Raw genomic sequence first — 24,640 nt, 5'->3', positions numbered from 1 at the left:
CCGAACAGCTAGAACAAAGACCGCTCCGCAATAGTCAAGGCTCTCCCAATTATGATCGCTCGTCATTTGTTTCAAAACACTTGCGTCAGCATCCTACTCTTTGGCTTGGTCTGTATGGCCGGTTGTGGCGGGGGTGAAGAAGCTGCCAACACGACCGCAAGCAACGATGCCGCCGCAGCAACGGCAGCGGAGGCGAATTACAACCCGCCATCCGAGAGCGAATCCGAGTCTTCTGCCAGCTATGGTGGCGGCGAAACCTATGGAGGTGGATCGTACGGTAGTGGCTCCAATTCTGGCGGAGGTAGCGGTAGCAGTAGCGGGTACGGTTCTAGCGAAGATATGTACGCTGGAATGAGCTCAGAAGAGCAAATGTCCTACGAAAATTATGAAGGTAGCGGCAGCTCAATGAGCGAAGAGCAGATGTATAACGAAAGCTACAACAACTACAACGAAGAGATGTACAACTCCGGGAGCGGATCGGGTTACGGCTCTGGCAGCTCCATGTATGGCTCCGGCGGTGGCATGTACGGTTCAGGCGGGGCGGGCGCCGGCGCACCATTCGCCATCAACGCCGCCACCCAGCTGATCGGCCAGAACTGCATCTTCTGCCATGGCCCTCAGAAAGCCGAGGGAAATATCCGGCTCGACAGCCTTTCCGGCGATTTCGAGAATCCGCTCAACGCGAAGCTCTGGGAACAAGTCCTCGAACAACTGGAGGCAGGGACAATGCCCCCCGCCGCGGTACAGCGTCGACCGCAACCCGATCAACAACAAAAAATGATCGCCTGGTTGGAACAAACCCTGGACGAGCGCGCCGAGCAAGACTACCAAACCTTAGCCGAATTCTATTTTTCTACCGGACATGAGAAAAAGGGACTCGACTACTCGTACGCGCACATGCTAGCTGCAGATGATGCTCAAGCGGAAGAACTCTTCCAACAAGCGCGATGGTATGTAACCGGCAAACGCCCAGTTACAACCCTGCGTTTCGCGGTAGGAATCGAACTGTCGGCCCCTTCCGATTTGACGGACGTCAAACCCATCGGCGTGAAGCAAGCTAGCGGAGGAGGTGGCGGTGGTGGCTACGAAGGCGGCTATGGTGGATCGGGCTCCGGCGGCGGAGCTGGCGGAAACACCGCACGCTCCTTCGAATCACTGACCGGAGAGTTTGGCGAGGAGCTCGTTTCCGACTTCTCCGATCGCTGGACCTCGGGCGCCCTCGGTACGGTGTTCAATGAAGTTGTCGTCAAAGCCCCAGCCACTCCAACTCGCGGCGGAATGAATGCCGGCGGCATGAACGGGTCCTATGGCATGAGCGAAGAGATGTATAGTAGCGGCGGCAGCAGCTACGGAGGCGGAGGTTACGGAAGTGGCAGCCCCATGGGTGCAGGCACCCCTGCTGGATCTCCAGGGAAAAAGGGCCCCACGCTCCCAGACCAACAAATAACGCCAGGGCTGATCTATGTCGGTACCGGCTCCCACGTCGAAATGATGGCTAAAGCTGCCGAGGTGGGTGCAACCGGACTGTTCCTCTTTGAGGTTACTGCCAGCGTCAATCGCGTAACTCGCTTGACCAACAATGAAACTCGGCTCCGAGTTTTCCAAATCGATGGCACTCCCACAGGTAAACCCGTCGGTGCCACTCGCACGCTCAAGAACACCGAAATTGAAATGGCCGAGCGACGCGGTAACCCGAGCGACGATGTGGAAAAGAATATCGACCGCATGTTCGCCCAGTTCGACACCGCCTTCAAACTGGACAGCCTTCCAACTCTGCCTGCGGACATCGCCCGCAAACGCATGGTCCAACTACTGTCCACCCAGGACGCTTCACGCTTCGAGAAACTCTTCGAAGCACGCCTCTATCACACCAATGGTTGGCTAACTGACCAAGAGTTATCAACGATCTACCAGATCATCCTGGAAGGGAACGAGGGACAAGTACTGGCCCAGGGGCTCCCCGAGGATCGGCAGCTTGTGATGCAACTTCAACTTGAGCCTGCAGATATCGATTAGCAGCCCAGGGAAGATTAGTAGCCCAGCGAAAAGGTGAGCATCCACTGGGGACCGTTATCCGACACTTTCTCCCAGACTTAGGTGAATCTCCGGACTTACGCGAACGGCCAGGCTACCCAAGTAGCAAAACTCTGGCCTGGTGAGTGCCACTTAACTAAACATGCCCAAGCTCCGCGAAGCCCCTGCTCAAAGGATCGCTAGAGGATTGCGTGGCTGCTCGAGCGTCCCGCGAGTCACGCCGATACGATTATCGGCATTCAACTTGCGCCACACTTCCGCACCTTCAACACGACCCAATACGAGGTCGCGGTAGAGCTGAATTAATTCTTGCGTGAACTCTTGCGGTGCATCGCGCAACAGTTCGATGCGGAATTGCTGCACCCCCAACTCCTGCAGTGGCGTCACGGCCTCCGCTCCACTCTGGGCCGTTCCGTTGTACAGTGTATTGCGGCAACCAATATCAGCATGCAATACATGTTCGGCTCCGACTCGGTCTTTCAGCTTAACATCGTGTCGATCGCACGGGCGGCCACAGTCTGACTTGTTCTTGCCCGGGCTGAGCACACTGCAAAAGACACAGTGCTCCATATGGAACATCGGCATGTGCTGGTGAATCACCACTTCCAACCATTGCGCAGGCAAGTAGGCAGCCAGCTCGCAAAGCTGATCGCGATTCAAATCGTAGGATGCTGTAATTCGGCTAGCCCCCCATTCAATGAATTGCTGTGCGGTGAGTGGATTGGTGACATTCAAGGAAAAATCGCAGGCGCGCGGAATGTCATGAGCAATGCAATATTGAAATGCCGAAAGATTTCGGACCAACCAACCATCCGCAGCATTCTTCTCAAGTGCTCGAAACAATCCGTCCTCGCCAGGCTTATGGATCCGCAGGCTCGCTAATTCAATCCGAGCTCCTTGCGTGTGGGCCATCTGCACTGCCTCTCGGTACTGCCTCAGGTCGTGAAAATCGGCGATCACTTCCTTCACGCCGGCTTCCAACACAAACTCCAGTTGTTGCAGCGATCGACATAGCACGCGTAGCGTAGCGTCGGTTGCGGCTGGCTCGTCATCTTCCTCCAAATCTGCCGGCACCTGCTCCAACATCGCGACCGTGATCGATTCTGGCGCACACGCCAGTGGCTGCGTCACGCGAGCCTGGTCCAACGCTTCAATCAATTCCTTACGGAGACTCCCCATAACGCTCAAGGGGATCATCGGTTCGCCACGGATCTCTGCCGTTAACTCTTCGAGACGATAAACGGTTCCACCCAATCGGGAAAACTGCTCCTGCATCGTGGCCATGGTAACGGGGTGTTTGCGTGCCACTTCAGTAACATGCTCGCTGGTGAGCTGAATCACAACTCCGTCAGAAACCTGAGCCTCAATTCGAATCGGTTCCCCGGCAGCCACTTGAACATGCAGAAGCACCGCCACTCGCTTCACGGGATCGGCGCCGTCATAGGTGCGTCGCAAACGCTTTGTCAATTGTGGATCATCAGTCTTCCAGAGGCGTGTACCTGGTTCAATGCTTTGGGTCTGCAGCAAACCTCGTTGCATTCGCAGTTCCACCGCCCCCTGCTGCGCTCGATCGACGCTCATTCCCCCTTGCGCCATTTGATAGACACGCCCCCCTAGCTCCGTTCCGGCAAAACGATCCCCTTCGATGACAATTCCATCTCCAATGGCCACCGGCGCGACCAAATCGGCAAACAGGGAATCCTTCCGGATCTCCGTAATCGTGCCCAGTAAAACACCTTGCTTGGCGCTGGTCAGTCCTGGCACGAGTCGCTTGTGGTCACACCCCTCGAGCCAACCTGGCGAAAAGCCACGTGAGAAGCTCAACTCAAGTTCACGCTTTTGTTCGACCGAAAGTTTTCGGTGCTGATTCTCAAGCGCTGCATCAATGGCCTGACGATAGTGTCCACAAACGTTGGCCACATATTCAGGTGTCTTCAGTCGACCTTCAATCTTGAGAGAACAGATCCCAGCCGCGATCAATTGAGGCACGTAGTCGTGCGCGGCCAAATCCTGCGGACTCAGCAGATATTTCTGACTTCCCAGCTCGACCGGTTCACCATCCCGGAAGATGTCATAGGGAAGCCGGCAAGCCTGGGCGCATTGCCCTCGATTGGCACTCCGTCCCCCGAGCGATTCACTGGTTAAGCATTGACCGCTGTAGGCAACGCACAAAGCCCCGTGCACAAAGGCCTCCAGCGGCATCGTCGTCGCCTGCGAGATTTTCTGAATTTCCTGCAACGACAACTCGCGGGCCAGCACAGCGCGTTGAATATTCAGTTCGCGCACCCGTTCGATAGCATCAGCGCTGGTCAGTGTCATTTGCGTACTGGCATGTAGCGCCAAGTCGGGACACAATCGGTGAATGAATCGCGCCACCCCCAGATCCTGCACCAATACCGCGTCGACTCCCGCCTCAGCCAACTGCCGAACATTGGCTTCCAGCGCGGGCAGCTCATCGGTAAACACTAGCGTATTTAGTGTTACATAGCCTTTAACGCCTTGCCGATGCAGCATCTCCATCAACGACGGAAGTTCGTCGACGTGAAAGTTGTCCGCCCGAGCACGCGCGTTGAATCCCACGTCGAGACCGAAATAGATCGCATCAGCACCGTTCTCGACCGCCGCCCGGGCACACTCCCAATTTCCAGCAGGGGCCAACAGCTCAACAGGGGGGTGTGACATATTGAGTGGCTTTGCAAGGAATTCTAGTGAAGAACCGGGGGATGTCCCGGCAATGGGAAACAAGTGGCAGCGTCCGCTGGCCGCTCAGCACAAAGTGCGAGCCTACCCCACATTACGCAATTATCCCCTGCAATGAACGCAAGTCGATAGCTAATCCTAGCTTACTCCTGAAACGCACTTTGCCGATTCTAAGAGGTCGATCCCCGACGTCCACAGAGCGCAACGGGCTGTTGATTTAATCGCAATTTGAATTTTAATGCGGAGGCAGCACCCTTAATTGACTTTTAGCGGAGGTTATCTTCCCTTGCTCACGCGGCGGGTTACTATTTCAACAGCCCGGCAAGCTCGGCGACACAGAGCCGGTTCCAGGCCGACTTGTCGCTTCTCGTCTATCCATCATCCCCCGCAGGGCGCTCGCAGCTCGCCGCGAGAGCAAGGCCGAATCGACTCCCACTACAGGGACGATTGCGACAATGAACTCCACAGTCCCCCCCAAACGCTCCTACATCAACGAGCCGCAGGGTCCGCTGCTACGGGCACGGCGAGGGATGCTTCCTCCCCACGGCTACCGTAAGAGAGCCGAACGCTGGCGCCTCGCGGCTGATTCCATCGCGGCCTGGTGCGTCTATTGCATTCATGCAACGGCCCCCATTCTGCGAGTTGGGGCGGTCTACTAAGGGTCCGGGCGACTCAGCTTCCTCTCAACTACTCGCCCAACGCCTTGCGGCTTATCCGACCAACCCTAATAATTTCCGATTCCAACCTGGCACTCGCCCGCTTCCCTTCCCTGGCGAGAGAGCCCTGCTTGGCCATGCAATGGACTACCTATAATTGTCCATGCGTCATGGAAGCAAGATCCCAACGCCCCCCTGGAGACCTCAGTGCGAATATTGTTGACGAACGATGATGGAATCTACGCACCCGGACTAGCCGCCCTACGCGGCGAGCTACGGTCACTTGGGGAGGTTGATTTGATTGCCCCAGCAACGGAACAGAGTGGCGTGGGACATTCCATCACCTTTTTACAGCCCCTGGTCTGCAAACAAGTCTTCCAGGGGGATGAGTTGCATGGCATCGCTGTCGAGGGAAGCCCGGCGGATTGCGTCAAACTCGGCGTTTCCCAGCTGGTAAAGTCGCCCGTCGATGCCGTAGTGAGTGGCATCAATGGCGGTCTAAATGCTGGCATCAACGTACTTTATTCTGGAACGGTAGCGGCGGCCATCGAGGGAGCCTTCTTCCGCCTGAACAGCTTTGCCGTCTCCTTGGAGTACGATATCCACGCAGATTTTGCGTCGGCGGCCAAGATCGCAACACCCTTGATTCGCCAGATCTTGGGGCTCAAAGATGCTGCCCCCCAGCTTTACAATATCAACATTCCTACCGCTGCCGTTGAACTCTTCTGTAGTGGAGGCACCCCCGATGTGCACATCGTTCCCATGGGCGTCGAACGATATGGTGAGCACTTTATTCGACGCGAAGACCCCAAAGGTCGCAGTTACTACTGGGCCACCAATGATCCCCCACCGCGTCCGACCGATCACCCCACCGATTTGAACATGCTGGCCGATGGGCACGTCACAGTCACGCCTCTAAGCTTCGACATGACCGATCGATCCACTCTGGCCGTCATGGAGAACTGGGACCTGACGGTGCCCCACTAGCCGAGTCGCTGGTGGCCGATTGTCGCAGACCTACAACGGCACTTGCCGTACGGAGCATTTAAAGTATCGTTAGGCACGTGGAGAGTGAGCCGGAACGCAGTTCATTTACTTGATCCAATACGCTAGCTACCTTCGGGCCAAGCTAGGATGCCAATGTTTTTCCGGACACTCAAATTGAACAGCTCGATAGCGCGTCAAGTTACGACTTGGCTGGTGCTAATCGCTCTATTGCTGTCCGTGGTGCCCATTCCGCTGGCTCGCGTTCAAGTTCTGTCGGGTGACTCGGTTCCCTTCCCTTGCCAATCTTGCGCTTGTGGATGCGTCACTGCCGAACAATGCTGGACCAGCTGCTGTTGTTACTCTCCCTCGGAGCGTTTGCAGTGGGCCCAGGAAAATGGCGTGACACCGCCCGCGTATGCCGTCATCACGGAATCGCCCCCTCAAGTGGAGAGCTCGACAAACTCTCTAGCAACGGCCAACGGGTGTTCTACAGGTTGCTGCGCTGCCGGCTCCGAGAAAGCCGTTCAATCCAGAGAAACCACCCGTAGCGAAACTGCCGTGTGTCCCAACTGTGTCACAGCAGCTTGCGGGACGGATGCCCAACCGGCAAATACTTCCAGCATGGCCTACACCACTGGCGACTGCTGCAACCGAGCAACCTGCGGACTGCAGGACGAGTCACCCGTGGAGTCGACAACGGTTCCCGAAGCGGCGGACAAAGTCGTCGTTTCATGGTTAGCCCTCAAGTGTCAAGGTCGCAGTAGCGAATTCACGCTTCTACCATGGGCCGTGCTGGAATCCACCACCATTTCTTTACCACCGTTGCCACCGTGGATCGACACCTTGACCGTGTTCGATGTCTGCCGAGCAACCCTCTTTCGAGCGCCTGATCTGCCGCCGCCTCGCGTCTGGAACGCCTGAGTCCCCCAAGCCTGCACTGCTCCTCAATCCGTTCGCCCAACAGGGCGTCCACCGGACGGTAGCGGCTTGTCTCGACGCTAGACCATCCGTTGTGTTTGTTTTCGGTGCGCTGCTGCGCACTTACTGATTCACCACTGGCTCGCTCTCCACAATTTGCAGGTCGCTGTGTTTTCGGTAAGTGCGCTGCCGCGCATCGCAAGCTCAATCCACCGGTGCCTAGGGACGAATCCGACGCGGGAGCAACTGCGCTCCCAGAACAGCAATTGATCAGCTGCCGCCAGCGCGAGCTCCAGGGCTCTGCGCGCGATCCCTGCATGACAATAACTTGCCACTACCCCACACATTAGGAAACCCTCCATGAAATATCTTGCTAAATACCTTCAACCGCTGCGCACCTCCCGCCACCACAAGCGGAGCGCATTCACCCTGGTCGAGCTGCTCGTGGTCATTGCGATCATCGGCATACTCGTCGGCTTGCTACTTCCGGCCGTACAAGCAGCCCGCGAAGCAGCGCGTCGCATGTCTTGTTCGAACAATCTCAAGCAACTGGGCCTGTCCCTCCACAACTACGAAAGCGCCCATCGCAGATTGCCAGCCAACTACACCAACGGTAGTGGCATTAGCGGTAACTTCTCGGTGTTTGCTCAGTTAGCGCCTTACTTCGAGCAAGGCAACTTGGCCGACCTCATCGATTTTTCACAGCCGCTCCACGTGGGTTGTTGCCCGGGCAAACTGGTACCTCCACATGACGTCGCATCCGCCACTCCCATTCCCGTGCTGAGTTGCCCCAGCGAAAGCTTGGAACGCGTCTACTCCGTAGTTACCTTAAGTGGCTCGGGCCCCACTCAGTACTACACCGGTACCAACTATCACATGAATTTTGGAACTGGAGTTGGCACACTCTACGACACTCGCAAGCCAACAGACGGGATCCTATGGATCAATGCAAGCGTCAAATTTGGCAGCATTTCAGATGGACTCAGCAATACCGTCGCTTTTGCGGAATCCCTACTTGGCCAGCAAGACCAAACTGCTCAGGAGCCGACCAGCGACCAAGAGCGGCATCGCACGATGATGAACGTCACCTGCGCCTTTATCGATCGCTCAATGCCCCCGACGGTTCCCGGACTGACCGGCTATGTACTCCCCTCCGACCCAACTCTATTGGAACAGTACACGCACGGCAGTGGTTTGCACCGCGGCTGGTCTGGACAGCGTGGTGCTGGCTGGATCAACGGGCGCGAGTACTGGACCGGCTACTCCCACTACCACACCCCGAACAGCAATTCTCCAGACGTCGGAACGTGTGGTTGGGGCGTCTTTGCGTCGCGCAGCAATCATCCCGGTGGTGTCACCGTGGCACTCTGTGATGGCAGCATCCAGTTTGTGAGCGACAGCATTGATCTTGCCACATGGCGCTCCGTCGGTACCCGAGGCGGCAATGAGGTCGCCAGTGTGACTTCCCCCTAACAGACCATCACGCACGACCAAGCTGGGATGCCCCGCAAAAGGACCGCCTCCCTGTCCGTCGTTGCCTCTACACCTCACATCTACCTTCTACACCTCACATCTACCTTCTACGCCTCACATCTACCTTCTACACCTCACAATTACTTTCTGCACCTCACAATTACTTTCAAAAGACTCACGAGATGAACCATCCTAAATACTTTGCAAAATTGACAACTCTCAGCCTGCTAATTCTGGCTACATGCACTGGATTGAAGCCAACTCATGCTCATGACACCTGGGTCGAAGCGGGCTCCTTGGCACACCGTCAGGGAGATTGGCTGTACGTCGACCTACGACTAGGGAATCATGGCAACAACCATCGCGATTTTAAACTGGCCAGCCAGATTACGCTCGCGCCCTGCACGCTTGAGGTGAGCAGCCCCAGCGGTCAACGCATTGACTTGAAACCATCCCTCACCGATACCGGCAACGCGGAAAAGGAAGGATATTGGACCGCCAAGTACATACCGCAGGAAGCTGGCTTGCACGAAGTCCTGCATACGCTGGATACATTGCACCACACAACGCGAGCGGTTAAGAGCGGTAAGACCTACTTTGTATCAACCGACTCACTGAATAAGCTTCCCGCATCGGGCACGCAATACTCCACTTGCCACCAACTCGGCTTGGAATTGGTATTGGCTACACCTCCGGCTGAATTGGCAGCTGGACATCCGCTGCGACTGCAAGTCATGCGAAGTGGAAAACCATTAGCGAATGCGAGCGTTGCCTTTATCCCTCGTGGAACGACCCTAGCCAGTGAACGTGATCCCGATTACGAGCGGACCAGCGATGCGAATGGTTATGTCGAATTCGTCCCCAGTGAAGGCAATCTAATTCTGGCCGTGGTACACCATCTTGAGCAGGACGAAACTGGCCCGGACTACGACCAAACCCACTATTCGGCTACCATGGTTCTTCCGGTGCCTCAACGCGCCTTCGGCAAGTAGTCGGCTCCTAGCGTTTAAGCCGAAATAGAATAGTCAACTCCCCTGTTGCGATCGGATATCTTCTCCATGCTCTCTCCATTGCTGTTGATCCTGCTGGCTGTCGTCCCTGAAACAATCACGACTTGGCCTGCTTTCCTGGGTGCAGGTGCCCAGCGTGATGTCACGCAATCCCTGCCACTTGAATGGTCCCCCACCGACCATATTGCTTGGCAGATCGGCTTAACAGGCTACGGGCAATCAAGCCCAGTTCTGTGGGGCGATCGCGTATTTGTAACTTCAGTGGAAGGACCAAAGAAAGACACGTTCCATACGCTGTGCTTCGATCTAGCCACCGGTGCCGAACTGTGGCGAAAATCAATCGCCAACTCTTCACCGGTTGACAGTAGTGTGTATGTCAGTCGCGCCGCCCCAACCCCCTTGGTGGATGCAGAGCGAATTATCTGTCAGTTCGAAAGCGGAGACTGCGTAGCCTACACCCACACTGGCGAAAAACTGTGGAGTCGTCAGCTTGGTGAAGAGTATGGTCCCTTTACACCAGAGTTTGGACTTGGTGCCTCTCCTTGCCAAACCCAAACTCACCTGTACGTGCTGTTGGAACAAGAGGGACCAAGCTGTCTCGTCGCGCTCGACAAAGCCACCGGTGCGACCACTTGGGAAATCGACCGCGAGCCAGCGAAAAGCTGGAGTTCTCCTGCAATTGTTGCGGTCAATGGGGTTCCGCACGTTGTGGTCAGTTCCAGCGGACCGGTCGTCGGCTACGACGCTCAAACTGGCGATACACTGTGGAGTTTTGACGATGTTGCAGGTAATACCGCCACCACTCCGATCGATTGTGGACAAGGACGTTTTCTGATCGCAGCCTCACCGGGTCGCGGCGGCGAGAATGCAGCAGAAGCCAAACGCTCTAACGCACTCCTGCAAATCACGCAGTCGGACGGCGGTTGGTCCATTGAGCGCAAGTGGATTGCAGAGGATGCTACACCAAGTTGGGCTTCGCCGATCGTGCATCAAGGGATCGCCTACTGGATCAACCGCGTAGGGGTAATCTACAGCTTTGACGTAGAGACGGGGGAAGCGGTCTATACCAAGCGCGCTAAGCAATCGAGTTGGGCAACGCCCCTGGCAGTGGATGACCGCATCTACTTCTTCGGTAAGGAAGGGATCACCACGGTTGTTCGCGCAGGTCGCGAGTTCGAAGAACTTGCAGCGAACCAATTGTGGAACCCCGAGGACATCCCGCCCACGGCCAACACCCCTGCCGACGAATCCAATGAGGAGCGAAGGCGATCTGCGGCCATGTTCAGCAAGCCCACGCTGTATGGCTGCGCAGTCGCCAACGACCGCCTCTTACTTCGCATCGGCAATCGTCTCTACTGTGTTCACTAAAGCTGTGTTCACTAAAGCAGTCTGGTAGGCAACCCAATCCGCGGCTTGCAGCGATGGCCATGAAGATCTGCCCAGCGGAATTCGGCATAATTCCGACCAGACACCGCTACTCTCGACTCTCGGAAGGTATTCGCTCTCTCGCCGCCCAGCGGCGGGCGGATCGAGCCGCTCGGCGCGGGACCTCGGTGTGACTTGACGAGCATCGCTGATCACCAGATGAAGCAACACCTGTCGCCACTCCGGAGATCGGTGTTCGCGTGCCGTCACTTTGTTTGAGGCGTGATCGGATCGCTGCATTTGCTTCTTCTACCGTTCGGTATTTCCCGCTGTGAAGCGATTTCCGAATGCAAAATGAAACACTCTCCGCTTGGGGCTTGTGCGGCGACGCCGTTTCGGCTCTACTATTGAGACTGAATCTCAGTTGCAGCTACCAAGCAAGCTAGGACCTGCCGTCCCATCGACGGCTCAGCCCTCCGCCAGCCAGGAACGCGACGACTATTTGTTGTTGACCTGACTCTCTTGGAGGATTTCCATGCGTACCTCTTTACGCTACCGTTCTGCGCGTCCCGCATTCACTTTGGTCGAATTGCTAGTCGTGATTGCCATCATTGGCATCCTAGTTGGCCTGCTACTACCGGCTGTCCAGTCGGCTCGAGAGGCGGCCCGGCGACTGCAGTGCTCGAACAACATGAAGCAAATCGGGCTGGCCCTGCACAACTACGAATCGACCCACCATAAGTTTCCTGTCGGTTCCTGGCAGAGCAATTTCATCAGTCCACTCGTCGCCATCCTGCCCTACTTAGAACAGGGCAACAATTACCAAAACTGGGACTTTGGTCGGTCGTATAGCGATCCATACAACCAAGAGGTCTCCAGTCAGCAGATTGCCTCTTACCTCTGCCCCTCGATGAGCCTACCGCGTGAGGTCCCTCTGGGAGACGCAGATGAGACTGGGGGACCATCGAGCTATCTGCTTTGTGAAGGTACTGACGACTACATGGCAACGGGCGATGGCGTGTTTGGCCTCCATTGGCCCGGATATGGATTTTCCAACCCCAATCGCAGCTTTCGCGATCTGACCGATGGGACGTCCAACACGCTGTTCGCTGGCGAAACAGTCTACGACTACCAAGACTACCTCTGGCCCTCGAGCTCTCCAGCTCCCTACGCTGGCACCCCCAAGTACGGTACGGCTCGTTGGGTCGTGGGGTACCCCAAGATTGCACTAGGCACCACAGCCTATCCCTTCAATGTGCACACGGCTGCCGCAATGGGTGGCTTTGCAAGCATGCACACCGGTGGCGGAAATTTTTGCTACGGTGACGGGAGCATCCACTTTCTGAGCCAGAGCATTGACGTCGCAGTCTACAACGCGGCCGCCACCCGCGCTGGAGGAGAGTCCAAGACTGCGGGGTTGCACGAGTAGATGAACATTCAATCCTCATCGAGTACTGCTCGCAAAGTCTGCAGCTCCGGCGGTCAGCTACTGCGGCTGTTGATTGGCTGCGCAGCGATGCCCTGTCTGCTAGCCATGCCGATCTGCACCGGTTGCTCCCCCGCAGAACTACCACGATATGCGGTGGAGGGGCAGGTCACGCTCGACGGTAAGCCAGTCAACGGCGCCAGCATTATTTTCACTCCCCAAGGTGCTGGCCTGGCAGCTGCAGCGGACATCGTCGACGGTCGCTTCGCGTTGCCTGCCAACGTCGGTCCCACTGCTGGCGAATTTTCGGTCCGCATCAATCCGCATGATCCCGAATTGGAAGCGGCTCAAGCAGATCCATCGCTGCTGGTCAAAGCACACCGTAAGCCATCAATCCCCAAGGTCTATCGTTCCGACGGAAGACTTTCGGCAACCATCACATCACAACCCATGGAACCATTGGTCTTCCAACTAACATCTCGTTGAGTCCCATTCATTTTGGTGAGGCGGTTCCGCGCGACACGAAAGTGCGTCGTGGGCCGCCAAGCCATCCTGCCTAACGAATCCAATAAACATGAACATTATGATAAAACCCTTGCAAATTATCGTCGTTGCCGCACTGGCATTCGGTGTCCTCGCGAACCGATCTCAAGCCCATTTCCCCTGGCTAGCGCAAACCGCAGAAGGGCAGCCTTGCTACTTCTTCGGCGAGGATCCATCGGACCGAACTTACAAATTGCCCGACTCGGTCGTAAATGCAACCATACAATTGCTCCAAGCCGATGGAGAGCCGCAGACATTGAACTTTGAGGTCGTCGAGAACGACGATTTCATGGGGAAAATTTCCGCTGAGAAACTTCCCCCAAATGCAACCTTGGTGTCTCAAGTCACCTTTGGGATCTTCCGCGGCTCGCGGCTCAACTACTACACACTGCATCAGAGTGGTGCGATACCAACCAGTCGCGATGCTTACAAGACCATCGACTCGACGCTCAAACTGTCGTGCCAATTGGTGGCTACCGAGACTGGACTGGATGTCTACCTATTGTGGGACGGAGAACCTCTAGTCGACGCCAACGTCAATCTCTACAGCGAGGTTGGAAACCAAGGCCCAACGCACAAGTCGGATGCGGGTGGAAAAGTCTCCTATGCCGCCCAAGATCTAGAAAAAGGCTTGAATGGAATCATGGTCGGCCACACCATTGCCGGAGAAGCCGGCAAACTAGACGATCAGGCCTACGAATCGGCCATGCATTACTTGACCGCTACATTCGTTGCCCCCACAGCCTCCGCCTCCAAGCCGGCTAGCCCCGCGAGTGAAGGCCCTGGTCCGGAGCACGCGACGGGTCTGGAACGAATTCACACTCCCCTGCCAGAGTCTTTAACCAGTTTCGGTGCTGCCGTACAAGGCGACTATCTGTACGTCTTCAGCGGACACAGCGGCGATGCACATGGTTTTGGCGCCGATCTACTCGCCGAAGGATTTCATCGAATTAAGTTCGATGATCCCACTGCCCAATGGGAAGAACTGGCACAGCACGACCCCGCGCAAAGCGTGGCACTCGTCAGCGACGGTCAATACTTGTATCGAATTGCCGGACTCTCCTTTCTCAATCGCGGCGCCGATGAAGAGTCCAATTTCAATTCTACCACTCACTTTGCTCGTTACGATGCGGAACTCAACACATGGACCGATCTAGCCCCGTTGCCCGAGCCGCGTTCCTCGCTGGATGCGGTCGTCTTAAACCGTTCTATCTATGTAGCCGGCGGTTGGAATCTGCAGGGCGCATCATCCCAAGACGCTCCTTGGCATGACACCATGCTTCGCTTTGACCTCGATTACCCCGCGGCAGGTTGGCACACGCTACCCGGACCAGGCTATCAAACGCGAGCTATTTCCTTAGCTGCGTATGATGACAAAATCTTTCTGCTAGGAGGCATCCAGGCCACAGGAATGACACGTAAAGTCTCCGTTTACGACCCGGCCACCGCAGCCTGGTCAGCTGGCCCTGAATTGCTGTCGGATAGTCCCATGGCGGGCTTCGCAACCTCTTCCTTTGCCGCAGGGAAACACCTCTACTATACGGGTAGCTCGGGAATTATCTATCGATTGAGCGATGACCACCAAGAATGGCATGTCGCCAATCGCATGTTCTTCCCCAGAATGTTTCTACGATTGCTCCCCGCCACCCCCAATCGATTGCTGGCTGTTGGGGGAACAGGCGCAGACGGATCGGGCCGCATGGCGGTGGTCGAGTCCGTTTACGTTGGCTCCGACGACATCTACACATCCGATGTTCCTAAGCAAACGCGTTGGTCAATTCCCTTCCCCGGAAGAGCCGTTCAGAGTCAGAGCTTGGTACTGCAGGGTACCAAACTCTATGCCCTAGGTGGCAACGCCAGTCGCGCACCCCACGACTTCTCCAAAGAGGCGCTGGTCGATGAAGCCTTTGCCTTCGATATCGGCAGCCAAACTGTTGAGCAACTCCCGAAGCTTCCTCAAGCTCTCCAAGCTGGGACGGCCATAATCCAGTCGCAGACCAGCAAGCACCAACGACTGCTTCTCGTAGGTGGGCTTGGCTTTGTGGACGATGCCTTTGGTTCGCTATCGTCGGTTTACGAATACGCACACGAATCTAAAACATGGAGCACCGGCGTTCAACAGTTGCCCGAACCACGCGCCATGCTGCAAGGTATTGCTCACGAGGACGCGATTTGGCTAGTGGGCGGAAGCCAAGGACGCGAGCGAGGATTGGCCCATTCCATCCTACATTGGTGGGGCGACGAATCCCCAATCGCTCCTTTGAAAGCTCCGGGCATCCCAACACCACGACGCTCGTTTGGTGGCGCAGTGATTGGAAACGAGTTCTTTGCGGTGGGTGGGATCGGCGAAGGGAACGAGTTGGCGCAAACCGTCGATGTTTTCAGCTTCACCGAACGCACTTGGCGACAGATCACCGCCCCGCATACACCTCGTGTCTTTCCTAGCCTTGTATCCACAGCCGACAAGCTCTACCTGCACGGCGGCTTTACGAAAATCAATGGCCATTTCGCACCAGCCACATCGCTCGAAGTCTACGACGTCCATACCAACGCTTGGACGATCGTGAGCGAACAACTGACTGGTATATCTGCCAACATGACAATGCTGAACTACAACGGGAGGTTGCTGTTCTACGGAGTAGACGACCAACGGGCCGGTTTGGCGCATTTCGTACTGCTAGATCCGGCACCCAAGCAAGATCCGGAATTGGTCGTTAGCACCGGCTTCGGCAACCGAGCTTCGGGCGAAAGCCCAGCGGTTCGCAACTCGAAACTATTAATGCGACGCGATTCCAACAAGGATGGAAAACTCGGACGCGACGAACTGGGCGATCGCTTATCCCTGTTGATTGAGGGGGCTGATACCGACAAAGACTCGCTCCTAAATATGGCTGAGTTGCAAGCAGCACTCGAGGCGCAAGCAGCCGCTACCGAAGCCGACAACGCTGCCACCTCAACCTCCAATGGCAACAAGTCCTCAGCAGGCGATTCCGCCAACTAGGCCCCACCATTGGCAATAGGCCTCGCATCCTGCGCCACCGACATTCCAGAGCGCTGTCGACGACGTCGACGCGCTTGGGCAGATAGGGCGCGATTGGTTTTCAATTCAGCAATTCCAGGAATTTCTCTTGATGTCCCATGTAAATTTGGTGATGCACTCCCTTGCCTGGCTGTGCATTGCGTTTTCCCCTAGCGTGCTGTTCGCCAAGCCCTATCAACGCAATTTTGAATCGGTCTTGGGGACGTCATTGGAATTGCTATTCGAGGCAGATTCGGCCGAATCGGCTCAGCGCATCGAGCGAGTCGCGCTCGCTGAGATCGACCGCTTAGCACTTATTCTTAGTAGCTGGGATGCGAACAGTGAATTGATGCGCTGGCAATCGCAAACTCCAGCCCCAACTCGGCTCTCTCAGGAACTGACCGAGGTTCTGCGGCGGGCGGAATACTGGCGCAGCGCGACTCACGGCGCCTTTGAGGTTCGAGCAGGCCATCTAACGCAACTGTGGCGACAAGGCACGGTTCCATCAGACGCTGCAAGACGCAAATTGGTTCGTCAGTTCGCCGCTCAACCCTACAGCGTATCGAACGAGGGGCTCACCACTCGCTACAGTTCGCTCTCCATCAACCTCGATGGATTGGCCAAGGGCTATCTGCTCGACGCTGTCTGCCGAGAGATGGAACGGCAGTTCCCAGAGCTCCGCACCTTTACCATCAATCTGGGAGGTGACCTACGGAAGCTGGGGCACGAGCCACTGGCCATTGCAATCTCCGACCCCCAGCATCCACACGAGAATGCTGAAACGGTAGACCGGTTTTCCGTCGACCACCCCGTCGCCATGGCCACCAGTGGAGGCTATCGACGTTTCGTGGAAATCGATCACCATAAACATTCCCACATAGTCGACCCACGCACCGGCCTGCCCGCCAGCAATGTGCTGAGTTCAACGGTGCTCGCCCCCAATGCTATGGACGCAGACGCACTGGCGACAGCCCTCTCCGTTCTTAGCCCCAAGGCTTCCCTGGAGCTGGTAAACTCTCTGGATGCAACGGAATGCCTACTAATACTGTCAGACGGCTGCCACCTTGCATCAGCAGGTTGGCCTTCATCCGCCGCCACCATGCAAAACAGACTGATTGCCATCGAGGATACGCAAAAACCTCAATCGGGATTGATAGTCCACTTCACGCTAGAGCGTGCAACGGGGGGACGTTACCGGCGGCCATACGTGGCGATCTGGCTGGAAGACACCGACGGTTTTCCGGTGAAAACAGCCTTGCTGTGGATGCAAACCGAGCAACCCGGTCCCCGTTGGCACCGAGATTTAACGCGTTGGTATCGCAGTGATCGCACCCGGAAGCTGATTGAGAAGGAAGACTTAATTGGCACCATTTCCAGTGCTACCCGCGGACCAGGTGAATACTCCGCGCACTTTGACGGGACCGACAATAACGGACATCCTCTCCAACCGGGAAAGTACACGCTCTGTTTGGAAGTCGCCCGCGAACATGGTACCTACCAGATTATTCGTGAACCCATCGAGTGGAAAAACGAGGCGATCGACAAGCGTGAACTGAAGGGAAATGTTGAGATGAGCCATGTGAGTTTGCAGTACATTCCAGTGGGTAGCAAAAGTGCTAGTCCCCAAGACGTGAGTGTGCAATGAACACTGAGCAGACGGGGACACTCACCAACGGTTCGCGGAAGCCTCCTCACAAGCGAAAGCGAGGGTGGTACGCGCAGAGCGCGGTGGCATTTCGTTGGCTGCACATCTATCTTTCGATGCTCAGCTTTGCTGCCTTGATGTTCTTCGCATTTACTGGCCTGACTCTCAACCATCCAACTTGGTTTGGAGCCGGGGAACAAACGACCCGAGATGCTACTGGCGAATTGCCGTTAAACCTGCTCAATCCCACCGTCGACAAACTCGAAATTGCCGAGCAGCTACGCAGCCAACACCAGTTGCGAGGGCGCGTCGCCGAATTCGAAGTCGATGCCTACGAATGCATGTTGGTATTCAAGGGACCAGGCTACGCGGCAGATGCCTTTGTCACGCGTGAAAGCGGTCAATACACCCTAAGCGTAACCTCGACAGGCATGATGGCCATCATGAACGACCTCCACAAAGGGAGAGACTCTGGCGTCGCCTGGTCGATCGTGATCGATGTGTCCGCCATATTCATGATCTTAGTCTCCCTTTCAGGCTTTGGACTGCTGTTCTTCATTAAGAAACGCCGTGCGATGGGCTTCTTGGTCGCTTTCTTGGGAACGATTCTCCTTATTGCCGCTTGGCTCGCCTGGGTCCCCTAGCCCCCAGTCTTCCCATCCTTCCAAAAAGGTGTCGGACACCTTTTTGGCAGGATGGGAGAGATAATGACTTTGGAGCAGCTTAGGGAATATTGCTCAGGCTCGGTGCAGGGCCTTTCTTGCGGTCGTGAAAGAATGTTAGGATGTCTTGAGTCACCATTGAATAGATCTAAAGTCCTCGAACGTGCCGGTAACTCCTTACGGAACTCTTCAGAAATGCCCTCCTTTGCGCCAATACTGCCTGCCATGTGCCTCGCTCTAACGCTTCTATGCTGTGTCCCGTCTTGGGCATTCGCGCAGGATGTGGCGCGTCCCAACATTATCTTCATCATGGCCGACGACTTGGGGTACGGAGACCTGGGCTGCTACGGCCAGAAAGTGCTCCAAACTCCGCGACTCGACAGAATGGCTGAGGAGGGGATGCGATTTACCGACTTCTATGCCGGTAACACGGTATGCGCCCCATCCCGCAGTGTGCTAATGACCGGCCAGCACATGGGGCACACGCATGTCCGCGGCAACGCAGGCGGCGCGGATATGAGCAAGCAATCCTTGCGAGACGAAGATGTGACCGTGGCCGAAGTTCTCAAGTCTGCTGGCTACGCCACTGGACTGTGTGGTAAGTGGGGATTGGGCGACGCGGCGCCGGGCGGCGAGTCTGGCTTGCCACGTCGCCAAGGTTTCGACTTTGCGTACGGCTATCTGAATCAAGTCCATGCGCACAATTACTTCCCAGAATTTTTGTGGCGCAACGAAACGCAAGAGAAGCTCAACAACGTTGTCCATACTGTCCAGCGTGCCTCTGGTGGTTTCAGCGGTGGTTGGGCCACCCACCGCGTCGATTACAGCCATGATTTGGTAGCCGAGGAAGCGCTCGACTTTATTCGTCGTAGCGGAAGTTCCACTCAAGCTCCCAAGCCCTTTTTCCTCTACCTCGCTTTTACGATCCCCCATGCGAATAACGAAGGAACACGTGGGACGGGCGACGGGCAAGAGGTCCCTGACTATGGCCCCTATGCGAGCGAGAACTGGAGCAACCAAGACAAGGGGCAAGCCGCGATGATAACGCGGATGGATGCGGATGTCGGAAGACTATTGGACTTACTCGACGAAATGAATTTGGCGGAGGATACTTTGGTGCTGTTTACCAGCGACAATGGACCTCACGATGAGGGTGGGCATGACACCGAGCGTTTTGATCCCAATGGTCCGCTACGTGGCATGAAACGCGATTTGTACGAAGGTGGTGTGCGCGTGCCCTTGATCGCACGCTGGCCCGGAACGACTCCCGCCGGAGCCACCTCCCATCACATCGGCTACTTCGGTGACTTCATGGCCACCGCAGCAGAGCTTTCTGCGGCACAAGCACCGGAAGACTTAGACTCTCTGAGCTTGGTTCCCACGCTAACCGGCAAACCCGCTCAACAAGCGGAACACGAATATCTCTATTGGGAATTCTATGAACAGAAAGGGAAACAAGCGGTCCGCGCGAATCAGTGGAAAGCCATTCGCATGCCTTGGAAAACGGGCACCACCCAACTCTTCGATTTGAGCCAGGATATGGGAGAAGAACACGATGTGGCGGCACAACATCCCGAGATAGTCCAGCGCATGGAAGCCATCATGCAATCCGCCCACACCGAGCACCCCAATTGGCAACCACGTTAGTGGCGTAAATTTACTGTAACCGTTCACGACCTTCCTTATCCACTTACAATTTCAACCGTTGCTTCAGGTTGGAGTTTAAGTCGTTGACAACAACGGCGAACGGTTTCGAAGCATCCAGGCGGACTTTTTGACAGGAAGATGGGGGCAGGAAGATGAATTGCTCTGGCTATCTTCCTGCCAACATTTTCCTGCCACATACATTCTCTGCTGCACCCGACTCGCCCCGAGCCAAACTCAACAGCGCGGAGTAATACTAAGCAAGCTCACCGCTGCGAAGCATTTAGTCGGTCGTTCGCGACCTTCCTCATCCACCAGACAGCTTCAACCGTTGCTTCAGGTTGGAGCTTAAGTTGCAGACAACCCTGAACGGTTACAATTTACTTTTGAAGTGTGACCAATGCGACTCGCCCCCCTGTTAAGCTGTTCCATGGCGCTGGTCTTCGCCTGGTGCGGAGCTCAGCCTTCGCGCGGCCAAGTCCCTCCAATTCTAGTCCCTCCAATTCTAGTCCCTCCAATTCCAGCTTCTCCAGAAACGGCAGTGGCCAATCCCTGGCAGACCGATCGCCCTTTTGAGTGGAGCGTCTCCCCGCCACTGCTTTCGGTCGATCCTGAGCGCTTGCCTGCTTCGCCCTCTCATCCCTGGTTAGCCGTTAAAGACCCCAGCATTGTGCGGCACGAGAATCGCTGGCACCTATTCTGCACACTTAGAAAGCAGCAACAGGGTCATGGGCGAATTCGGGTTGGCCATCTCTCGTTCGAGAGCTGGGCGCAAGCGAGGAAGGCGGACTGGTCCCTCCTCGAGTTGACTCCGGGGTACCACGGTGCACCTCAAATTTTCTATTTTGAGCCGCACCACACATGGTATTTGATCTATCAAGCGGAGGACGAAACTCGAGGATTAAAGTACGGCCCCTGCTTCTCCACCAACGCAGATATTACCCGTCCCAGCGATTGGTCGCTACCTCAGCCCCTGTACGTTGTTCCCGAGGGTGTCAAAGCTGGACTTGATTACTGGGTAATCTGCGATGAACAACGCGCCTACCTTTTCTTCACAAGTCTCAATGGGAAACTTTGGCGAGCTGAAACACCTCTTGAACACTTCCCCGCTTCGGACTGGAGTGCTCCAGTCATCGCATTCGAAGCGGATATCTATGAAGCGAGTCATACCTATCGCTTGAAGGGGCAGGACCAGTACTTAACGATCGTCGAGGCGCAAGCGGACAGACGACGATATTTCAGAGGCTACGTAGCGAGGAAGCTGGATGGAGAGTGGACCGAGTTGAGTTCAGCCGGCCAACAGCCCTTCGTGTCACCAACTAATGTTTCGAACCAAAGCACTTCATGGGCAAATTCGTACAGCCATGGTGAATTCCTTCGTAGCGGCAACAACCAACTTCTTGAAATTAATCCTGCCCAACTCGAGCTGCTCTTCCAAGGCGCCAGCAATCGGGACTACCGCCAGGGAAGTTACGGGGATATTCCTTGGCAGCTGGGAATTCTAACCCCAACACCTTGAGCACTCTCAAACGCATGGGCTGCGACGATGCATTGCCCGCTAGCCAGCTGCGCATGCTTCAGCACCTGACGAGCTGCTCGACATCAGTGTTACTGGCGGTTTCCCCACCAATTGCCCTCGGATTTTTCTCTTCTTCCAGGACAATCTCTTCGAGCGATTTGACCACAATGCCATTTTTGGAAACGTTCTTGCATTCGTACATCAATTGGTCGGCTAGTCGAATAGACATTTCGAAGTCATGAACAGGCTTAGGGAAATAGGCGATGCCAATACTGAACGTCACTGGCCAATTGCGTTGCTGCATTGCTCGATTGAGTTGCGTTTGCAAGCGCTCGATCAGGTCTTGCCCGTCGGTGAGTGTCGTATTGGGCAGCATGGCCACAAATTCATCGCCACCGTATCGGGCACAGATGTCCGTTTCGCGTAGATTCTCTCGCAACTGACTGGCAACCACTTGCAGCAGTTCGTCCCCGGTCGCGTGCCCGAGAATGTCATTGACCGATTTAAAATTGTCGCAATCCAAGAACACGGTGAGAAACGGTTGCTTGGTATTCTGGAATTGACGCATACAAGCACTCCCTTCGGAGTCAAATGCCTGCATGTTTCGCAGGCCGGTTAAGCCATCGGTACGCGCAGCTCGGTGTTCGCGCAGCAACGCTACGTTGAGACGCGAGATGATCGTCGCAATAAACGAGAAGCATAGGAAGTGGAGTACACCACTGACCAAGCGACTCAGCCCCGGAGGCGAAATCTCAGATTGCCAAATATCATCGAACAGCCAGGCAAAGCAGCACATCAGCGACATGCCCACCGAGAACCCCAAACTTAGCCGCACAGCCACAAATGCAACGGCTGGCAAATACAGCAAGATGAGAATTAGTTCATCTCCGGCCAATCGATCGAGCCAGCAGACAAGCGGAAGATAGACGACGAGCAGAGACGCAACCTGCCAACCGCGCAGCGACTGGCTCCAGTGCACCAACCGCTCGGTGAATCCGCCCAGATGGGGCGCTTCTGACTCTGCGGACGGACTCCACCTAGTAGACCTTGCAATAGCTGATCCCTGTTGATTCGCGTTACTCACGGATGAATTCAATCTTGGCGTTGTGGTCGAAAGTGGGCGTTCCCAACTCTAGTCCCGGATTGCGTGTCGCGTGGGCCACTTTCGGATCGAACCGGCGAACCCCGTACGTCAAGCCGCTCCATTCCCTACAACGAAACCGATCCTCACAATTGAAGACTATCCCTAACCGTTAGAATCGCTTCAGTAAACAATTTCATGGAGTTCCTAAACGGCCTGTCCGGAAGAGTCGATGAGTTGCCTAGGACTACGTGGAGTCCTACGTAGGGACGCGTTGGATCATTGGCCGGTACTTTGGAGCAGGAGCTTCCCGTGGGGCAATCCCACCGACGTCCGGATAAAGAATTTCCCGCACACACTCGCGTCTAATATTGACCGATGGCAAGTCGTGCGAATTGTGACAGACACGTTGGAACGGACTATCGATGCAAACCCAGCCGGTACATTGGCACGAAGGCATGTTTCTTCGTCCACAGCACTTTCAAGTTTCGACACGCTACTCACAAGCGATCAGCGACCGCGGGGACAAATGGGACCAGTATTACAACTGGGGATTGCGGTCGCTGGAGTTTGATCGCGATGCTTTGTCAAACTATCGCTTAGTGGTCCGCTCACTTGAGGCTCGCTACCGAGATGGCACGCAGGTTGCCATTCCGGATGACCTCGTCTTACCCGCGTTTGATATTAAATCCGCATTATCGCAGTCGGGCTCCGTAATCGTCTACCTGGCGCTGCCGTTGCTTCAGTCGAATCGCTCTAACGTTGGCAACACGGCAGCCGAAAATCTAGCTCGATTCGTCATCGACACACAAAACCTCCACGACGAAAACACGGGAGTGAACCCACAGCCAATCAAGATTCGACGCTTGAACGTGAAACTCTTGACTTCAGATCATGATAGCTCGGGCTATGAATTGCTGCCGTTGGCGAAGCTGAAGCGGGCCGACCGAGCCGAGGCTCTGCCAGAGTTGGATGAGACTTTCATTCCGCCACTCTTAGCCTGCGACGCTTGGCATCCGTTACGTGCCAGCGTTCTTGAGCCGGTGTACGATCGCATTGGCAAGAAATTGGAGTTTCTATCGGGTCAGATCGTATCGCGAAACATTACCTTCGATAGCCAAGGGCAGGGTGACCGCCTGTTGTTCGAACAGCTGCGCGCGATGAACGAGATTTATGCGCCGCTCAGTGTGCGATTGTTTGCTCAAGGCCTGCATCCCCTCGACGCCTATCTAGCATTGAGTGAGTTGGTCGGCAAGTTGGCCATTTTTTCGGGAGAACGCCGAATAGCTCCACTGCCGCAATATGACCATGATGATTTGGCGGGATGTTTCTGGCGTGCCAAGCAACAGATAGACGCCTGCCTCGACATTGTCGTCGAACCTGAATACAGTGAGCGCTCGCTCATCGGGGCAGGGATGCGTATGCAGGTTGCCATGGAACCGGCCTGGTTGGAAATGGGCAAGAAGATCTTTGTGGGCGTGCACACATCGCTGACGCCGGATGAGTGTGAGCGTCTGTTGACTCGTGGTCTGGATATGAAAATCGGCAGTTCGACACGTGTTGACGAGATCTTCCGTACCGGCTCCGCTGGATTGAAATTCTCTTACTGCCACCATCAACAGCGCGCACTACCGCGTCAACCTGGCTTACTGTATTTTGAGATCGATCGCGCGTCTCAAGAACAAGAATGGACTGCCGTGAAGAAGTCACTCACGCTGGCACTACGGTTGAACGAGAATCTAATCGCCGGGAATATCCAGGGAGAGCGCACGCTGACAATCCGAGTTGGCGGAGAGACAACCTCGCTGAAATTCACCGTCTACGTCGTGCCCGAAGAGTAGTGTCCCCGAAGAGTTGCCGCTGAACTTGGGCGAAGAAGCCGTCCCTGGTCGCGGTCACTTGAGGTTCGCCTCGTCCTCAATACGGGCGATGGCTCCGGCTTGAACCGGAGCTATCGT

18 protein-coding genes are annotated in these 24,640 nt (G+C 55.7%); 15 read left to right on the top strand and 3 right to left on the bottom strand.

Translation table 11 applies throughout. The features are described from left to right. The first annotated feature begins 51 nt into the window (after positions 1-51). Positions 52-2,016, top strand: a complete 1,965-nt coding sequence (locus Q31a_RS09285; protein WP_145076878.1) for a c-type cytochrome domain-containing protein — start codon at positions 52-54, stop codon at positions 2,014-2,016. A gap of 186 nt (positions 2,017-2,202) precedes the next feature. Here Q31a_RS09285 and Q31a_RS09280 read toward each other — a convergent pair whose 3' ends face one another. After that, a complete protein-coding gene (locus Q31a_RS09280) occupies positions 2,203-4,716 on the bottom strand; it encodes a U32 family peptidase (protein ID WP_145076876.1) in 2,514 nt (837 codons plus the stop codon). Between the two features lie 473 nt (positions 4,717-5,189). Here Q31a_RS09280 and Q31a_RS09275 point away from each other — a divergent pair, with 473 nt between their 5' ends. From Q31a_RS09275 to Q31a_RS09250, 6 genes are all read left to right on the top strand, one after another. After that, on the top strand, positions 5,190-5,393 hold the full coding sequence (locus Q31a_RS09275; protein ID WP_145076874.1) for a hypothetical protein: 204 nt from the start codon (positions 5,190-5,192) through the stop codon (positions 5,391-5,393). A gap of 204 nt (positions 5,394-5,597) precedes the next feature. After that, entirely contained in the window at positions 5,598-6,377 is a 780-nt protein-coding gene (surE, locus tag Q31a_RS09270) for a 5'/3'-nucleotidase SurE (protein ID WP_145076872.1), read from the top strand. Between the two features lie 174 nt (positions 6,378-6,551). After that, on the top strand, positions 6,552-7,298 hold the full coding sequence (locus tag Q31a_RS09265) for a hypothetical protein (RefSeq protein WP_145076870.1): 747 nt from the start codon (positions 6,552-6,554) through the stop codon (positions 7,296-7,298). Between the two features lie 357 nt (positions 7,299-7,655). Beyond that, a complete protein-coding gene (locus Q31a_RS09260; protein WP_231691128.1) occupies positions 7,656-8,768 on the top strand; it encodes a DUF1559 domain-containing protein in 1,113 nt (370 codons plus the stop codon). Between the two features lie 182 nt (positions 8,769-8,950). After that, positions 8,951-9,760 (top strand): DUF4198 domain-containing protein, encoded by an 810-nt coding sequence (locus tag Q31a_RS09255; protein WP_145076868.1) that lies wholly within the window; start codon positions 8,951-8,953, stop codon positions 9,758-9,760. Between the two features lie 66 nt (positions 9,761-9,826). Continuing rightward, positions 9,827-11,146 (top strand): outer membrane protein assembly factor BamB family protein, encoded by a 1,320-nt coding sequence (locus Q31a_RS09250; RefSeq protein WP_145076866.1) that lies wholly within the window; start codon positions 9,827-9,829, stop codon positions 11,144-11,146. Here the strand turns inward: Q31a_RS09250 and Q31a_RS30815 are convergent. Continuing rightward, a complete protein-coding gene (locus Q31a_RS30815) occupies positions 11,108-11,443 on the bottom strand; it encodes a hypothetical protein (RefSeq protein WP_145076864.1) in 336 nt (111 codons plus the stop codon). The genes Q31a_RS09250 and Q31a_RS30815 overlap by 39 nt on opposite strands. 235 nt (positions 11,444-11,678) lie before the next feature. Between Q31a_RS30815 and Q31a_RS09240 the strand changes: the two genes are divergently transcribed. The 7 genes from Q31a_RS09240 (at position 11,679) to Q31a_RS09210 (ending at position 21,601) form a co-directional block, all read left to right on the top strand. Continuing rightward, positions 11,679-12,572: a DUF1559 domain-containing protein gene (locus Q31a_RS09240; RefSeq protein ID WP_145076862.1), complete on the top strand. Its 894-nt coding sequence runs from the start codon at positions 11,679-11,681 to the stop codon at positions 12,570-12,572. Then, positions 12,573-13,055, top strand: a complete 483-nt coding sequence (locus Q31a_RS09235) for a transthyretin-like family protein (protein WP_145076860.1) — start codon at positions 12,573-12,575, stop codon at positions 13,053-13,055. Positions 13,056-13,143: 88 nt separating this feature from the next. Next, positions 13,144-16,113 (top strand): Kelch repeat-containing protein, encoded by a 2,970-nt coding sequence (locus Q31a_RS09230; RefSeq protein WP_145076858.1) that lies wholly within the window; start codon positions 13,144-13,146, stop codon positions 16,111-16,113. Between the two features lie 130 nt (positions 16,114-16,243). Beyond that, entirely contained in the window at positions 16,244-17,776 is a 1,533-nt protein-coding gene (locus Q31a_RS09225) for a DUF2271 domain-containing protein (protein ID WP_145076856.1), read from the top strand. Beyond that, positions 17,773-18,420: a PepSY-associated TM helix domain-containing protein gene (locus tag Q31a_RS09220; RefSeq protein WP_145076854.1), complete on the top strand. Its 648-nt coding sequence runs from the start codon at positions 17,773-17,775 to the stop codon at positions 18,418-18,420. Before Q31a_RS09225 ends, Q31a_RS09220 begins: the two co-directional genes overlap by 4 nt. Before the next feature lie 243 nt (positions 18,421-18,663). Then, positions 18,664-20,085 (top strand): arylsulfatase, encoded by a 1,422-nt coding sequence (locus Q31a_RS09215; protein WP_391575329.1) that lies wholly within the window; start codon positions 18,664-18,666, stop codon positions 20,083-20,085. 397 nt (positions 20,086-20,482) lie between these two features. Next, positions 20,483-21,601, top strand: coding sequence for a non-reducing end alpha-L-arabinofuranosidase family hydrolase (locus tag Q31a_RS09210; RefSeq protein WP_145076850.1), 1,119 nt, complete (start codon positions 20,483-20,485; stop codon positions 21,599-21,601). 58 nt (positions 21,602-21,659) lie between these two features. Here Q31a_RS09210 and Q31a_RS09205 read toward each other — a convergent pair whose 3' ends face one another. Further along, positions 21,660-22,685: a GGDEF domain-containing protein gene (locus tag Q31a_RS09205; RefSeq protein WP_145076848.1), complete on the bottom strand. Its 1,026-nt coding sequence runs from the start codon at positions 22,683-22,685 to the stop codon at positions 21,660-21,662. A gap of 422 nt (positions 22,686-23,107) precedes the next feature. Here Q31a_RS09205 and tssK point away from each other — a divergent pair, with 422 nt between their 5' ends. Then, on the top strand, positions 23,108-24,523 hold the full coding sequence (gene tssK / locus Q31a_RS09200) for a type VI secretion system baseplate subunit TssK (RefSeq protein WP_145076846.1): 1,416 nt from the start codon (positions 23,108-23,110) through the stop codon (positions 24,521-24,523). The last annotated feature ends 117 nt before the right edge of the window (positions 24,524-24,640 follow it).

This window comes from Aureliella helgolandensis (assembly GCF_007752135.1).
GTDB lineage: Bacteria > Planctomycetota > Planctomycetia > Pirellulales > Pirellulaceae > Aureliella > Aureliella helgolandensis.
Note: the sequence above shows the minus strand (reverse complement) of the source record. Positions and strands in the feature narration are given on the sequence as shown.

Bases quoted from the DNA above. Each gene is read 5' to 3' on its own strand.
- Q31a_RS09285 (WP_145076878.1), top strand. From the start codon at position 52: ATGATCGCTCGTCATTTGTTTCAAAACACTTGCGTCAGCATCCTACTC.
- Q31a_RS09280 (WP_145076876.1), bottom strand. From the start codon at position 4,716: ATGTCACACCCCCCTGTTGAGCTGTTGGCCCCTGCTGGAAATTGGGAG.
- Q31a_RS09275 (WP_145076874.1), top strand. From the start codon at position 5,190: ATGAACTCCACAGTCCCCCCCAAACGCTCCTACATCAACGAGCCGCAG.
- Q31a_RS09260 (WP_231691128.1), top strand. From the start codon at position 7,656: ATGAAATATCTTGCTAAATACCTTCAACCGCTGCGCACCTCCCGCCAC.
- Q31a_RS09255 (WP_145076868.1), top strand. From the start codon at position 8,951: ATGAACCATCCTAAATACTTTGCAAAATTGACAACTCTCAGCCTGCTA.
- Q31a_RS09250 (WP_145076866.1), top strand. From the start codon at position 9,827: ATGCTCTCTCCATTGCTGTTGATCCTGCTGGCTGTCGTCCCTGAAACA.
- Q31a_RS30815 (WP_145076864.1), bottom strand. From the start codon at position 11,443: ATGCAGCGATCCGATCACGCCTCAAACAAAGTGACGGCACGCGAACAC.
- Q31a_RS09240 (WP_145076862.1), top strand. From the start codon at position 11,679: ATGCGTACCTCTTTACGCTACCGTTCTGCGCGTCCCGCATTCACTTTG.
- Q31a_RS09235 (WP_145076860.1), top strand. From the start codon at position 12,573: ATGAACATTCAATCCTCATCGAGTACTGCTCGCAAAGTCTGCAGCTCC.
- Q31a_RS09230 (WP_145076858.1), top strand. From the start codon at position 13,144: ATGAACATTATGATAAAACCCTTGCAAATTATCGTCGTTGCCGCACTG.
- Q31a_RS09225 (WP_145076856.1), top strand. From the start codon at position 16,244: ATGTCCCATGTAAATTTGGTGATGCACTCCCTTGCCTGGCTGTGCATT.
- Q31a_RS09220 (WP_145076854.1), top strand. From the start codon at position 17,773: ATGAACACTGAGCAGACGGGGACACTCACCAACGGTTCGCGGAAGCCT.
- Q31a_RS09215 (WP_391575329.1), top strand. From the start codon at position 18,664: ATGTGCCTCGCTCTAACGCTTCTATGCTGTGTCCCGTCTTGGGCATTC.
- Q31a_RS09210 (WP_145076850.1), top strand. From the start codon at position 20,483: ATGCGACTCGCCCCCCTGTTAAGCTGTTCCATGGCGCTGGTCTTCGCC.
- tssK (WP_145076846.1), top strand. From the start codon at position 23,108: ATGCAAACCCAGCCGGTACATTGGCACGAAGGCATGTTTCTTCGTCCA.